We start from the raw sequence: 15,235 nt of genomic DNA, 5'->3' as shown, positions 1-15,235 counted from the left end.
AGCATTTTTATTATTTATTACTTCTTCACTACGAGTGTTCCGGCCAACATATCATGCAGGGCCTGTTTCTTTTCTGTGAACCCTGCCATTATATAGCCTATTGCTAATATTAAACTGGAAATTATTTTACCAAAATATCTTCCTGTTGCCTGACCAAACCCAATCCTGTTGCCCTCCATATCTGTTACAACAAGACCAAGGGCCATCTTGCCTATGGTGGCCTGCTTACTACTTGATTCCATCAAGGCAAAGTAAAGCCAATAAAGTACAAGGCTGATAAGCTGGATAACGATAATCGAACCAGAGAAGATACTAGCCATTCCCACCATCTCTTCCTCTGTCATAGTGCCGGATGAGAATGAATTAAAAGTCCCCAAGCCGAATAATCCTAAAAGCGGGGAAATAATGATCCAGTATGCAATAGACAGAATAATTGCATCAAGGATATAGGCGACAAACCTAAGCCAAAATCCTGCGTATTCAACCGGACGCTGTTCGGTTACTGGTGAATCTAGTGTTGCTTCCATAATTGTTTTAGTAAGTTTTGATTGGCAAACAATCTATAAATTATTATTGAAGATTCAAAAATATTCTAAGATTTGGAGAGTACAAGTGTTGCCATGGAACGTTGACCTTCTACCAATACTGTTTTTATAGGCTCCACTTTTTCAAAGCCTGAACTGTTTACAAGCCTGTCGATATCTTCCGGGGTAAGTAAATAGCTGAATGAATCATCATCCGTTTTTTCCAGGCCAATAGTAGAGGCCATCCTGATGAAAAGGATACCTTGCTGGTTGAGCACCCGCTTTAGTTCCTCTATCATTTCATAAAACGCATCACGATCCTGCGCAAAATGCAGAACAGCACTACAAATTATGGTGTCAAAAAAATAGTCTTTCCAGGGTAGCATTTCTAATTTACCATCCAAAAAATGGTCTTTAGGAATTGTTTTATGCATCATGTGCAGCATTTTGATGGCCAGAGGGTTGCTATCTATCCCATAGACATCATAGCCGTTGTTAAGGAAGTACAGCATATTCCTGCCCTCTCCGCATCCTGCATCCAAAACCCGCTTTTTCCCATCAAACCGGCCCTTTAGAATCTGGTCAAGTAAATAAATGTCAATATTGCCAACTGCCTTATTAAGCTCCGAGTAATGCATGCTTTAATGATTTATCAAATTCCTGCCGCCCACAGTCTATGAGTTCCTTGCTTTTATAAAATTCAAAGGTACTACAAGTCTCCCTTGATATCCGAACAACAATATCGGGACGACTGTGTTCAATAATATATTCTGAAATTCTGTCTTGCATAAGGTCCACAGACTTTGCCACCAATTCAAAATAGCTAAGCCTTTTGACCTTGTTATTGTTTTTAGGAAAGATGCTGTTCCATTTTTCAATCAGTGGTGCAAAACGTCCCTTGTCATCCATATTCTCCTGAGTATCAGGTTTCATGCAAGGTACAGCTGCATTAGCGTCAGACACCACAACAATGTCATTCTCCGACCGCTTCACATGTGCTATGGGTATAGGGTTGAGTACCCCCCCATCAACCAGCTCCACTCCGTCAATAACACTGGGCTTGAGTACCGACGGAATGGCCGCAGAAGCCCGCAATGCTGTGAAAAGGCTTCCGGAATTAAAAACTACTTCCTTTTTATTAACAATATCAGTTGCAACAGCAGAAAAGTCTATGTCGAGATCTTCAATATTACAATCATCGATGAACGATTTCATTTGGTTAAAGACGCGCTCACCACGTACAAAACCCTGCGTGCTCAGGGTGAAATCCATCAACTTAAAAACGTCGATCTTATCCAGGTTACAAACCCACTCTTTGAACTCAGGTAGTTTCCCGGCCGCATAAACGCCTCCTATTACGGCACCCATCGAGCTGCCTGATATCGACTTGATTTCATAGCCTGCCTCAAGTACCGCTTCTATAACACCAATATGCGCTACACCACGGGCTCCTCCACTTGATAATACAAGTGCTGCTGTTTTTTTCATAGTACTGCATTTTTCAATGTACCAAAATACACCAAACAATTACGTAATTTTCAAATATCCGGGTACTACCGCAAGTCAAAATCAATATATTTAATACCTTGGCATATATGGATAAAAAAATACTTACCTATTTCAAGAGGCTGGAAAAGTCAAAGCACAACCTGCTCGCACTGGTTGATGACGTGCCCCATGAGAAACTCAACACCAAACCTGCTGAAGGAAGATGGTCTATTGCGCAGGTGTTGTACCATATGAAAGAGGCCGAAAAACTGCCATTGGCCTATATGAAGAAAAAGACGCTTGATCCCAACGCTTTGTATCCATCCACGCTGAAGCAACAGTTTAGAAGCTATTTGTTACAAATCTCTCTTTTCCTCCCGCTAAAATTTGAAGCCCCGAGAGTGGTAAAAGACGGAATCCCTGAAGAAATACACCTTAAAGAATTGAAAAAGGACTGGGAGATTGTAAGAAAGGACATGCAGGCATTTCTTGAGAACCTGGCCCCGGCACTGTATAGCAAAAAAATTTTTAAACACCCCAGGATAGGTATGATCAACATTAAACAGACCATGGATTTTTTCCAATCCCATTTCGACCATCACGTGCCACAGGTGAAGGGGCTTTTGGCAAAATCAAAATAAGCACTGGCAGCAACCATTAATTTGATCAAAAATTGAAAATAAGATACATTGATTGATCTTATTTTCGGTTTTTATGTCAAATAAGAAAAAATACACTTTTCCATATTCTTAAAATAAGACATCCAGACTGAATGAAATGATAGTGTTCAAATAATAAATTTTGGATGGCTCATTTTGCTTCCTGGCAGAAGTTGCCAGTGGCGAATGATGTGACAAGTCTCACACCTTACCTCCAATTACACCGTCTAATAACCTCTATTCAAAATAAATATGCTTTATTGACTGACTTTATATAGCTTTAATAGCGAAATATTATTTATATGAAAAAAATACTGGCTTTAATAGGCATTCTGTCAATCTGCTCCACAGGTTATACACAAAGCCTGCAATCTCCCGATGAGTTTTTGGGCTATGAATTAGGTGCACGGTTCACTCGTCATCATAAAGTGGTCGAATACTTCCGGCACGTTGCAGAATCATCAACTAAAGTAAAGCTACAGCAGTACGGAGAGACTTACGAGCACCGCCCTCTGATCATGGCTGTAGTCGCTTCAGAAGAGAACATGGCGAGGCTTGACGAAATTAAGCAAAACAACCTTAAACGATCGGGGCTCATAGATGGGTCTTCGTCCGGTGATAAAACAGCCATCGTATGGTTGAGCTATAATATTCATGGCAATGAGGCTTCTTCCATAGAAGCTGCGATGAAAACCATTCATGCACTTGTAACCGAGGAGCGTGCCAAAGCATGGCTGGAAAACACGGTTGTGATTATCGATCCGTGTGTAAACCCTGATGGCAGGGATCGTTATGCCAACTTTTACAATCAATATGGTGATAAGTATTTCAATCCCAATGGTGATGCTATTGAGCATCACGAGCCTTGGCCAGGAGGGAGACCTAACCACTACTTGTTTGACTTAAACAGGGACTGGGCATGGCAAACGCAGGTGGAGTCGGCAAGCAGGGCAGAGGTCTATCACCAGTGGATGCCTCATGTGCATGTAGATTTTCACGAGCAATATGTAAACAACCCTTATTACTTTGCCCCGGCGGCAGAGCCTTTTCATGAAGTGATCACTCCATGGCAAAGGGAATTCCAGACCATTATCGGAAAAAACCACGCTAAGTACTTTGATGCCAACAACTGGCTGTATTTTACCAAGCAGCATTTTGACCTGCTTTATCCCAGCTATGGAGACACTTACCCTACCTACAATGGTGCTATAGGCATGACTTACGAGCAGGCAGGCCATGGCTATGCAGGTTTGGGCATCATAACAGAATATGGAGATACACTAACACTGAAAGACCGGTTGCTGCACCATTTCACAACCGGAATATCTACCGTGGAGATCACTTCTATGCACGCCGACAAGGTAGTCAATGAGTTTGAAAAATACTTTGAGCAGAACGAAAAGAACCCAAGCTCAAAATACAAGGCCTATGTGATCAAAGCTGATAACAACATCGATAAGATCAAAGCATTAACCGGGTTCCTGGATAAGCAACACATCACTTATGGCACGACCAATCAGCGAAGAGCTTTGAATGGCTTTAGCTACAGAAGCAATCAAATGACCTCTGTAAGTATGGGTGGCCAGGATCTGGTAATCAGTGCTTACCAGCCCAAGTCACGTCTATTGACTGCCCTGTTTGAACCTGTTGTTAAACTTTCAGATACACTTACCTATGACATCACTGCGTGGTCCCTTCCCTATGCGTATGGCCTGGATGCGTATGCGTTAACTGACAAGGTAGATATTGCAGGGAAATACGAGGTGCAAAAGCCGCAGACAGGTAAAAGCACTGACCATGTCTATGCTTATATTCTCAATTATAAAAGTCTGCAAGACGCAAAATTTTTAGCAGCCCTACTCCAGAAGGGCATAAATGCCAGGGTAACGCACAAACCTCTGCAAATAGAAGGTGAAAATTTCTCCAGAGGTTCCATAGTAATTACCCGAAGAACCAATGAGAGCTTTGGCGGCAGCTTTGACCAGATCATTGGTGAACTTGCCAATAAGTACGACAGGAATATAGTTGCCGTATCTACTGGTTTTGCTCAAAACGGAGTTGATCTGGGTTCCGGAGATGTAGCCAGGGTAAATATGCCTAAAGTAGCGGTTTTGGCCGGGGAGCAAACCTCATCATTAAATTTCGGAGAGATCTGGCACTTCTTTGAAAGACAACTGGAGTATCCGGTCACCAATATCGGCACAACATATTTTGATAATGTGGATCTTTCAGACTACGATGTATTGATCGTTCCCAATGGATATTACAGTCTGTTTAGCGAAACTACTCTGGCAAAAGTAAACACCTGGATAAGGGGAGGTGGCAAAGTAATCGCTATAGGCAATGCTCTTAATTCCTTCAAGGACAAAAATGGTTTTGGGCTTAAAGAATACGCCTCTGATAAGGAGAAAAAGGAAGATGAGCATAAGCCAACCCTCGAGGAGCAATTGCGCAACTATGCAGACCAGGAGCGTGACCAACTCAGCAATTCCATTTTCGGGGCTATTTTCAAAATTGACCTTGACAACACTCACCCACTGGCCTATGGCTATGATAAGGCCTATTTCACATTAAAATCTGGTAGCCAGAATCTGGCTTTCTTAAGTGAAGGTGGTAATGTAGGTGTTATTAAGGGAGAAGCAGAACCAATAAGTGGGTTTGCCGGTTACCGGGCGACTAAAAAACTCCAAAACAGCCTGGTGTTTGGTGTAGAAAATATTGGCAGCGGCCAAATCGTTTATATGGTAGACAACCCTCTGTTCCGAGGTTTCTGGGAAAACGGAAAGCTTCTGTTTGCCAATGCCGTTTTTATGGTAGGAAACTAACAATAATAAATCCCGGCTCAACTAAGAGCCGGGGTTTATTACTGTATCAAGGTAATCTACTATATCACCAATGGTTTTTATTCCGGCCATATCTTCATCTTTAATCCGGATATTAAACCTTACTTCCAACCGGAAAACAAGATCCGCCAGATCAAGTGAATCCAAACCTAAATCCTTAAGCAAGTCGCAATCCATGGAGATTTCCGACTCCATGATACCTACGTCCTTTGTTAGAATGTCCCTTACCTCACTAAGTATCCTGACTTTGTGCTCAATTAATGTTTCCATACTCTTTCTTCAATCTGCTAATTAACTCATCATACACCCCCATTTTTTCTGAATTCACTATGCCGCGGGTGTTATTAAAAATAATGTCTCTTCCCATACCTGCTATTTCATCCTGGCTTCCATGGTTGATCAGGTCCAGACGACCGAACAGAATTTCTTCCAGACAGTAGAGCTGGAGCTTCACATACCTTTCAATATTTACCCCCTCTGCTATCCAGCCCTTTTCGTTGCAATCCTTGACAAACGTTATCATCGAATCAGCCAGGTCATGTCTGAAACTGTCATAATCAGAGACTGACTCTGGAAAATACTTCCTGACCTCATAAATAAATGAGGAACTCAACTTTCGAATATGCTGAAAGAAGCGGTGCTGAACTTTGACTAGCGCAACCAAAGGACAACCTTCCTTCGGTGCAACTTCGTCAATCTCCAGCCTGGCATTCAGGAGAAAACGACCTGTCATGGCCTTTATCAATTGCTCCTTATTCAGGTAAAGCTCATAAAAGTGCTTCCTTGAAATCGGAGTCGCAGCAACAATATCATCAATAGTTACTCGCTTTGGCCCATATTTCAGGAAAAGCTCAAATGCAACTTTTTCAATAACCGCCTTCATCATAAAAATTCCTTCCAACTGAAAGGCACTGAAGGGGCATTTCCCCCACCAGTGCCACTATAAACTACAAATCAACCTGTTTCCATCCTCCGCCAAGTGCCTGATAAAGATCAACTATGGCGGTAAGCTTTCTATATTTTGTATCTATCAGGTTCAACTCTGCTGATAGTTCATTATCCTTTGCCGTCAATACTTCAAGGTAGCTGGCATAGCCATTGATCAACAGTTCTTCCGAGAACGCTACAGCATCGCTTAGGGCATCACGCTGCCTGAGCCTCAAGTCATACTTTTCATCTTCTGCCGTAATGGTAACCATGGCATTGCTCACTTCCTGGCCCGCATTTAAAAGCGACTTCCTGAAATTCAGCAATGCCTGCTCCTGCTCGGCTTTGGATATCTTGTACTGTGCTTTAATCTTGCCCTGGTTAAAAACAGGTTGCGTTAAACCCCCAACTATGGTTGCAAACAATGACCCTGTATCAAACCAGTTATCAAACTCAATACTTTGAAAACCACCGGTTGCCGAGAGCGTCAGTGAAGGGTAGAACTGGGTACGGGCTACATTTGTCAACTCAAATGCCTGCATTAACCCAAACTCTGCTTCGATTATATCCGGCCTGTTCCTGACAAGCTGTGCAGGCAGCCCTATATTCATATCTACCTCCAGCTCCTGGCTTTCAAGTACACCACGATCAATAGGTTGAGGCGCTATGCCCAACAGCATACACAAAGCATTCTCAACGATCTGCACCTGCTTTTTAAGGTCAGCCTCAAGAATTTGAGCACCATAAAGCTGGGCTTCCGTCTGCTTTACCGAAACGGCTGTCTGCTGCCCTGATTCTTTCAGGCTCTTCATCGTCTCAAGGCTGGAAGTCCTGTTTTCAACCGTCTCCTCGGCTATTTTAAGCTGGGCATCCAGTGCAAGTAACTGGTAATATGTAGCAGCAACAGAGGCAATTAACTTCGTCTGTACTACCCTGTATGCTGCCTCACTCTGCATATAAGCAGCATAATAAGCCCTTTTATTGCTCCTGATCTTACCCCAGATATCTGCCTCCCAGGAAAGGTCGGCAGCCAGTTGATATTGATCTATGCTTCCGTTAAAGAAAGATCCAAACTGGCTATTCTCAGCAAGCTCCTGGTGTGTAACACTCGCACCAACACCCACTGAAGGCAAAAACTCAAGCTTCTTTTGCTTAAAATAGGCCTGTGCAGCTACTATTCGCTGCGCAGCTATGCCCATATCCTCATTATTGGTCAGTGCATCACTTATGAGTTTCTTAAGCTGATCATCAGGGAACAAATTCTCCCAGGGTATATCCGCCAGGGTGGTAGAGTCTGATGTTGTAAAATTTTTATACAAATCCGCAGTCTCTATCTCAGGACGATCATATTTCTTGGTTGCCAGGCAGGATGATAAAACAACTGTTAATATCACCCCGGACAATCCCGTATATATATTTCTTATTTGCATTTTGTTTTCTTTTTTAGAATTATTCTGCCAATGCTTCTACTGTCTGCTTTTGATGGCCATTGCTTTTATATGCTTCGGCGTCATCTTCCTGAGCCATTCTACCGCTGATCTTTTCCTGTAAGCCCTGGAATATCACGAACAGTACAGGAATTACAAACACGCCGAATATGGTGCCGATAAGCATACCGCCTACAGCTCCCATACCAATGGACTGGTTACCCACGGCACCTACTCCGGTAGAGAGTGCCAGTGGCATTAGACCTAGAATAAAGGCAAATGAGGTCATAAGGATTGGCCTCAACCTGGCTCTGGCACCATCTATAGCAGAAGCAGCCAGACTCATTCCCGCTCTTCTTCGCTGTATGGCATACTCTACAATAAGGATAGCATTCTTCGCCAGCAAACCAATCAACATGATAAGGGCCACCTGGAAGTAAATGTTATTATCAAGACCAGCCAGGTTAACAAACGCTATGGCTCCGGCCACTCCCACGGGCAGTGAAGCAATAACCGAAAGGGGCAATATATAACTCTCATACTGCGCACTTAGCAGGAAGTAAACAAAAACAAGGCTCAGCAAAAAGATGAGTATGGCTTGGTCTCCTGTTTTCACTTCTTCACGTGTAATACCTGAAAATTCAAAAGTATAGTCATTAGGCAGCGTTTGGGCGGCCACTTCCCTGATGGCATTTACTGCATCACCCGAGCTGTAACCAGGGTTGGCCTTACCGTTGATGGTTACAGCATTTAACATATTAAACCTGCTCACCACCTCCGGTCCATAAACCCGCTCCATGTTCACAAACTCACTGATGGCGACCAACTCTCCCTGGACATTGGTCACATATACACCGTCCAGAGATTCGGGTGTGGCCCGGTCTTCCGGCCTGGCCTGGATCATTACCCGATATTGCTTTCCGAAACGGTTAAAGTCAGTAGTATACAAACCACCATAATAGCCCTGAAGGGTGTTAATGATCTCATTTACAGAAAGACCGGCCTCCTTGGTCTTCTCCACATTGATGTCCATTTTATACTGCGGGAAATTAGGATTGAAGGATGAAAGTGCATATTGCACCTCCGGCCTTGCATTTAATGCTCCCAAAAATTGACCCATAGTACCTGCCAGCTCATGCCAGTTAGCTGTTCCCTTGTTTTGCAACCTCATCTCAAACCCATCAGCGTTACCAAAACCCTGCACACTCGGTGGAGTAAAGAAAAGTACCCTGGCGTCTTTAAAGTGGGCTGTCTTGGCAAAAAGCTGGCCCACTATCGCCTGCACGGATTCTCCATCTCCCTTTCTTTCGTCCCAATCTTTAAGACTGACTACTGAGAAAGCATAGGAACCACCATTTACACGGTTCAGCAAACTAAAGCCTACAATATTCATTCTTGCATCCAATATATCCATAGATGCATATATTGAATCCAGCTCTCTCACCACTTCCTCTGTTCGCTCCAGTGTAGTACCTGCCGGCATGGTAACGTCAGCAAAGATTATCCCACGATCTTCATTAGGAATGAAACCTGAAGGAGTAGTCCTGAAAAGTACAACAGCTATAGCCACGAATACCACTAACCCAACGATGGCGACGGCTTTTCTCCTTACAAGGAACCTTAATGAGTGGATGTATTTATCGGTAACGGTGTTAAATGCTGTATTGAAAGCACCAAACAATCTGGCTTTCACACCTTTTTTATGGGTTTCAGAAGGGTTGTGAGGTTTTAGGAGCAAAGCACAGAGTGCAGGGCTCAGTGTAAGGGCATTTACCGCTGAAATCACAATGGCAATAGCCAGTGTAAGCGCAAACTGCTGATAAAAGACACCGGCAGGGCCTGTCAAAAATGACACCGGAATAAACACCGCTGACATAACCAGTGTAATCGAAATAACCGCGCCTGTAATTTCGCTCATGGCCGACAGGGTGGCTTTTTTAGCAGATTTCGCCCCTTCATCTAACTTGGCATGTACGGCCTCCACCACTACAATGGCATCATCCACTACGATACCGATCGCCAGAATTATGGCAAATAAAGTAAGCATGTTGATAGAGAAACCAAATAGCTGTAGGAAGAAGAAGGTACCTATAATAGCTACCGGTACTGCTATGGCCGGAATTAATGTCGACCTGAAATCCTGCAAGAAAATGAACACCACTATGAATACCAGGATAAAGGCCTCAACCAGTGTTTGGATAACATGGTCGATAGAGGCATCCAGAAAGTCCTTGGTATTATAAGGGATTACATAGTCCAGCCCTTCAGGGAAGGTCGTCCTGTTCTCTGACAGTACTGACTCTATCTGCTTGATGATCTCCTGGGCGTTCGATCCTGAAGTCTGGAATATACCCACGGCCACACCTTGGTTACCCATGGCTATGTTCTTTGTACCGTAGTTGAAAGCTCCCAATTCTATGTCAGCTACTGAATATCGGAGGGCATAAGATTATAAGCCGCCATTTTCTCCGGTTTGATCCAGATCCTCATGGAGTAGTCTTTAGATCCAAATACTGTAACCTGACCTACACCTTTGATCCTTTGCAACTGGGGCACCAGGTTGATCCTGGCATAGTTTTCCACGAAGGTCTCGTCATAGTTGTCATTATCCGAAAACAATGAGAAAAACATCAGAGCACTATTCTGGCTTTTTTGGGTTGTAACACCTGTTTGCAAAACTGCCTGAGGCAATTTACTATTGGCTTTGGCTACCCGGTTTTGTACGTTCACCGCTGCGATATCCGGATCTGTACCCAATTCAAAATAAACACTGATATTGGCGGCGCCATCATTACTGGCGGTAGAGGTCATATAAGTCATCCCTTCCACACCATTAATTTCCTCCTCAAGGGGAATTACCACACTGTTTAGTACGGTTTCTGCGTTAGCACCAGTATACACCGCCTGCACCTGTACAGTAGGCGGAGCTATTTCCGGGTACTGCTCGATCGGCAGGGATGTTAAACCCAGGATCCCTATTATAGTAATGAGAATAGAGATCACTGTAGAAAGTACGGGACGTTCTATAAATTTCTTTAACATGATATCGTTTTGTTAATGTATATGATGCAGCCCTACTCTGCTGGGGCTGCTGATGCAGTTGAAGTTGAAGAACCTCCGGCTACGTTGCCTCCCTCAGGTGTTATCTTCATGCCATCTTTAAGCTTGTTTGCTCCGGCAGTAACTATCCTGTCTCCTTCATTCAGACCTGACTTAATTATAAAATCTTTTTCAATGCTTGTGACTACTTCCACAGGTATAGGCTTAACAGTATTGTCTTCACCTACCACATAGACCAGCTTCTTGTTTTGCATTTCAAAGGTTGCATTCTGAGGAACTCTGAATACATCCTTATGCACAACAGGGAATTTAATTTCTCCACTGCTTCCACTTCTAAGCAAAAAGTCCGGATTAGGGAAGGTTGCCTGAAGTTGAGTACTGCCGGTGCGGGTATTTACCAGACCATTAATTGTTTTGATTTCACCTTTATGCTCATATTCAGATCCATCTATCAGCACAAGCGCCACTTCGGGTAGCTCATCTACCAGACTTTTGGTTTTGTCTGACTTAAACTGTCTGTTGATAGCCAGCAATTGCTTTTCATTGAGTGAAAAATAGGCTCTTACCTTGCTAATATCTGCCACAGTGGTTAGTGGCTGGGCCTCATTACGACCTACCAGGGCACCAACTTTATAAGGAATACTTCCCAAAACCCCTGATACCGGACTTTTTAGGTAAGCATAACCCAGGTTTTCTTTACTATTATTATAATTGGCTGTTGCCTGGTGTAGTGCTGCATTGGCTGCAGATAAATTGCTTTCTGCTGTTGCCAATTGCTTTTGGCTTACGATATTCTTTTCAACCAATGGTTTTAGTTTATCAACTTCCAGTTTGGCAGCTTCCACATTGGCCGCCGCCGCTGCAATAGTAGCTTTCGCCGCACTGGCCTGCTGCTCCAGTTGATCTGCATTGATCTTAAAAAGTAGTTGCCCTTCTTTAACCCAATCACCTTCCTCCACGTATATTTCCTCTATAAACCCATCGATCTTTGGCCTGATCTCAACGTTTTGTTCACCCTCTATACTCGCTGCATAGTTTGTATAAGAAGTAACGTTCTGTTTTGAAACAGTATTTACAGGAAATGGTGGCGGTCCTGCCGGGCCCTGAGCCTGTTGCTCTTGTTTTCCACATGCCGCAAATACTACCGACAAAATAATGGCTCCGTAAATAAATTTTCTTTTCATTGTTTGCGTTTAATTTTTTTACTTTTTAACTTCCTGCTATTACTAGTTAGTTCTGTACTTAAAGAACTAATACGAGAAAAAAATTATTTGGTTTTACTTTCCCACTCTTTATAAAGCTTCGGAAGCTCTTTTCCCATATACTCTAAAAAATTCACAAAGTCTTTTATGGCCCTATTAAATTCTTTGGTTTCTTTAGTTCGATGTTTAAGGATCTCTTCAAACATTTTAGACCAGCTGCACTTTTTACAGAAGCTATCCATAATGTGATCTCTCCAAAGTTCAATTTTAGATTTAAAATAACGCTTTCTATCACCAGGTTTGGTGATATACTCGACTCTATCCAACTTAATAGCTATATTCAGCGCGTTGCTGGTCGCGCTTTTGCTTAAATTCAGCGTTTCCCTGATCTCATCAAAAGTAAGCTCTACTTTGTCACTGACCAACAAAAGCCCCAAAACCCTGGCCACAACGGGGGAAAGGCCTTCAGATTCATGCATCAAACCGATCTTCTCTACCAACTGTTTCTGTTCATTATTCAGCATAATATACTCTTTATGGTTTATGCAAAAGTAATAAGTTTTTTTAGTTCTGCAAAAAGAGAACTAAAATATTTACCTTAATTTATCTTCAAAAGATTATTGATAGCTTGAAAAAGGGATTGGTAAGGCAATATAAACAAGAGGAATGAAAATCTCATTCCTCTTAATAAATTTAAATTATGATATCAGGGCTGCGTCATAATCGGGTTCATCCACTATTTCGCTTACCAGTTCCGAATGTACTACAGTTCCATTTTCATCAATAACAACAACAGCCCTGGCATTGAGCCCGGCAAGCGGACCATCCTCAAGCTGCACCCCGTATCTTCTGGCAAAGTCTGTATTTCTAAAGTCGGAAAGCGACATTACATTTTCTATACCTTCAGCTCCGCAAAACCGTTTATGAGCAAAAGGCAAATCCTTTGAAATACACAATACTACAGCATTATCCAAAGAGGCAGCCTTCTCATTAAACTTCCTCACTGACGTTGCACATGTAGAAGTGTCAATACTTGGGAAGATGTTCAGTATTATTTTGCGTCCTTTAAGTTCTGACAGTGTGACTTCCGACAGATCTGTGTTTGTAAGTTTAAAATCAGGAGCTGTAGTCCCCTTCTCCGGCAATTCGCCATTGGTATTTACCGGATTACCTTTAAGTGTTACTCTGGCCATTAGTTTTTAGTTTGGTTTTGTTCTGTCCAATTTAACATTGCATCTATTGTATTTGTTGCCACAAAATGATAGTTAGGCCTTGCTTTTTCATAAATAGTCATAGCTCGTTTTTTGCCCACTTCAGTTTTTATTAATTCACCATAGAGTGGCGTCAAAAACTTTCTTCGTCCCGTGTTCACAAGGAAATGTTCCAATTTGAAATAAGCAGGTTCATAGTTATGCTTAATAGCCTGTAACAACCATGCCATCAGCACTTCAGAGTTGCCGGTTTGTGTAAAGCCAAACGTCTTATCCAACTCCGCCAAGCGATCATTATTAAGCTCAACAGGTAAGGCCCTTACAAAGTGTAGCCATTCATGGGAAGACCACTGGGCAGTATCCAATCGGCTGGCAGGAGTTCCGGCCACAAACTTTTCGACCTGCTTATCTACATTGGCAAACCTTTCTGACTGAGGTGCTGGAGCATCCTCAGGAAGACCAGGCTGATAGATCCACTCTTCTATTTTTACTTTGCCTATGTTTACCCGCTCTTTATCCAGCAGATTTGTCTGTAATTGCTCTATGAACTGTTCAGTAGTCATTACCTTGAATGCATTTTTACTGAAATAATCTTTTAAAAATGCATCAAACTTTTCCCTGCCTACCTGTTCCTCCAGGTATCTTAAAAACAAATAACCTTTATTGTAGGCAATGGAAGTAACTCCTTCATCAGGATTTCTACCTTCCAGTTCAAGTTTCAGACGGGTATCCTGTTCATTATTGTCATTAGTTATGTCCTCTATTTCTGCCTTTAGATCCTGGGCGGCTAGAGACGCGAGCATTTCCGAGTAATCACGACCGTAAAGCTTTTCCATGATACGTTGCTCAAAGTAAACCGTGAAACCCTCATTGAGCCAGAAGTCGTTCCAGGTGGCATTGGTCACCAGGTTTCCTGACCAGGAGTGGGCAAGTTCATGTGCAACCAAAGAAGTAAGCGACCTGTCGCCTGCCAGTATGGTAGGTGTGGCAAAAGTCAGCCTTGGGTTTTCCATACCACCAAAGGGGAAGCTAGGAGGCAGTACCAGCAGGTCGTAACGGCCCCACTGATAAGGGCCATAAAGCTCCTCGGCAGCAGTTACCATCTCTTCTAGCTCACCAAATTCATATTTGGCATCATCAATCACTGATGGCTCAGCATATACTCCTGTTCTGGGGCCTATTTCAGCAAATTCCAGATTACCTACGGCAAGTGCCAGCAGATAGGCAGGAATGGGCTGATCCATCTGAAATTTGTAAACACCACTCTCATTTTTTTTCTGAGGGTTTGAAGCACTCATCAGTGCCAGCAGGCCTTTAGGAACCTCAACTTCGGCTGAGTAGGTAAATCTTATGCCAGGTGAATCCTGAATGGGAACCCAGCTTCTGGCCAGGATCGCCTGCGACTGGGTGAACAAAAAAGGATTTTCCTTTCCGGCCGTCTGAACCGGAGCCAGCCACCGCAAAGCCTCTGCATCGGAAGAGGTTGAATAATAAATATTGACCTTCTTTGTATCAGGGGTAATTTTGATGGTTAGCGGACTGCCCATCGCGTCGGTTTTCTGACCAATTTCGTGTGTCGTTTTTTCCTCCTCATCACCCAGAGTCACGCTATCCACTTTCAGGTCTTTAGTATCAAGGGTGAGCTTTTCTGCACCTTCACTATTTTCAATGGTAAGTGTAGCTTTGGCTTTTATGTTTTTTTCTTCAAAACTAACTTTTGCCTTCCAGTCCAGGTGTTTAACTACTGATTCTTGCGGACGGGCGTAGCTATGAGGGTCTTCTATTTTCATGGTTTCTGAAGTCTTTTCTTCCTGGTTTTCCTTCTTTTCCGGCTGGCAGGCCGAAATACCTATGGTAAGTGCCAGTAATGAATACAATAACTGTTTTAACATAT

The 15,235-nt window shown here is 43.0% G+C and carries 14 protein-coding genes; 2 read left to right on the top strand and 12 right to left on the bottom strand.

Annotated elements, in window-relative coordinates:
- Nucleotides 1–17: 17 nt before the first annotated feature.
- From LVD17_RS10185 to LVD17_RS10175, 3 genes are all read right to left on the bottom strand, one after another.
- Nucleotides 18–527: an RDD family protein gene (locus tag LVD17_RS10185; RefSeq protein ID WP_233766514.1), complete on the bottom strand. Its 510-nt coding sequence runs from the start codon at nt 525–527 to the stop codon at nt 18–20.
- 65 nt (nt 528–592) lie between these two features.
- On the bottom strand, nt 593–1,162 hold the full coding sequence (locus tag LVD17_RS10180) for a class I SAM-dependent methyltransferase (protein WP_233766513.1): 570 nt from the start codon (nt 1,160–1,162) through the stop codon (nt 593–595).
- Nucleotides 1,143–2,012, bottom strand: a complete 870-nt coding sequence (locus tag LVD17_RS10175) for a patatin-like phospholipase family protein (RefSeq protein WP_233766512.1) — start codon at nt 2,010–2,012, stop codon at nt 1,143–1,145. Before LVD17_RS10175 ends, LVD17_RS10180 begins: the two co-directional genes overlap by 20 nt.
- 107 nt (nt 2,013–2,119) lie before the next feature.
- On the opposite strand from LVD17_RS10175, the gene LVD17_RS10170 reads away from it, so the two are divergent.
- Both LVD17_RS10170 and LVD17_RS10165 read left to right on the top strand, forming a co-directional pair.
- The gene (locus tag LVD17_RS10170) at nt 2,120–2,653 is read left to right on the top strand and encodes a DinB family protein (RefSeq protein ID WP_233766511.1); all 534 of its coding nucleotides are present in this window, start codon (nt 2,120–2,122) and stop codon (nt 2,651–2,653) included.
- A gap of 320 nt (nt 2,654–2,973) precedes the next feature.
- Nucleotides 2,974–5,496, top strand: a complete 2,523-nt coding sequence (locus LVD17_RS10165) for a M14 family metallopeptidase (protein WP_233766510.1) — start codon at nt 2,974–2,976, stop codon at nt 5,494–5,496.
- A 21-nt stretch (nt 5,497–5,517) separates the two neighbouring features.
- On the opposite strand, the gene LVD17_RS10160 is transcribed toward LVD17_RS10165, so the two are convergent.
- The 9 genes from LVD17_RS10160 to LVD17_RS10125 form a co-directional block, all read right to left on the bottom strand.
- On the bottom strand, nt 5,518–5,784 hold the full coding sequence (locus LVD17_RS10160; RefSeq protein ID WP_155174436.1) for an acyl carrier protein: 267 nt from the start codon (nt 5,782–5,784) through the stop codon (nt 5,518–5,520).
- Nucleotides 5,768–6,400 (bottom strand): TetR/AcrR family transcriptional regulator, encoded by a 633-nt coding sequence (locus LVD17_RS10155; protein ID WP_233766509.1) that lies wholly within the window; start codon nt 6,398–6,400, stop codon nt 5,768–5,770. The genes LVD17_RS10160 and LVD17_RS10155 overlap by 17 nt, the downstream gene beginning before the upstream one ends.
- A gap of 61 nt (nt 6,401–6,461) precedes the next feature.
- Entirely contained in the window at nt 6,462–7,871 is a 1,410-nt protein-coding gene (locus tag LVD17_RS10150; protein ID WP_233766507.1) for an efflux transporter outer membrane subunit, read from the bottom strand.
- 19 nt (nt 7,872–7,890) lie between these two features.
- Nucleotides 7,891–10,245, bottom strand: coding sequence for an efflux RND transporter permease subunit (locus LVD17_RS10145; protein ID WP_306415999.1), 2,355 nt, complete (start codon nt 10,243–10,245; stop codon nt 7,891–7,893).
- A gap of 47 nt (nt 10,246–10,292) precedes the next feature.
- Complete coding sequence (locus LVD17_RS28570) at nt 10,293–10,910, bottom strand: efflux RND transporter permease subunit (protein ID WP_306415998.1); 618 nt, start codon at nt 10,908–10,910, stop codon at nt 10,293–10,295.
- A gap of 32 nt (nt 10,911–10,942) precedes the next feature.
- Nucleotides 10,943–12,112, bottom strand: coding sequence for an efflux RND transporter periplasmic adaptor subunit (locus LVD17_RS10140; protein ID WP_233766505.1), 1,170 nt, complete (start codon nt 12,110–12,112; stop codon nt 10,943–10,945).
- 83 nt (nt 12,113–12,195) lie between these two features.
- Nucleotides 12,196–12,654 carry a GbsR/MarR family transcriptional regulator gene (locus LVD17_RS10135; RefSeq protein WP_233766503.1) on the bottom strand — a complete coding sequence of 153 codons (459 nt, stop codon included), beginning with the start codon at nt 12,652–12,654 and terminating at the stop codon, nt 12,196–12,198.
- Nucleotides 12,655–12,828: 174 nt separating this feature from the next.
- Nucleotides 12,829–13,323, bottom strand: a complete 495-nt coding sequence (tpx, locus tag LVD17_RS10130; RefSeq protein ID WP_233766502.1) for a thiol peroxidase — start codon at nt 13,321–13,323, stop codon at nt 12,829–12,831.
- Nucleotides 13,323–15,233, bottom strand: coding sequence for a M1 family metallopeptidase (locus tag LVD17_RS10125; RefSeq protein ID WP_233766501.1), 1,911 nt, complete (start codon nt 15,231–15,233; stop codon nt 13,323–13,325). Before LVD17_RS10125 ends, tpx begins: the two co-directional genes overlap by 1 nt.
- Nucleotides 15,234–15,235 lie beyond the last annotated feature (2 nt).

Source organism: Fulvivirga ulvae, from assembly GCF_021389975.1.
Lineage (GTDB): Bacteria > Bacteroidota > Bacteroidia > Cytophagales > Cyclobacteriaceae > Fulvivirga > Fulvivirga ulvae.
The sequence above is the reverse complement of the archived record's forward strand: the minus strand, read 5'-3'. Positions and strand labels throughout refer to the sequence as shown.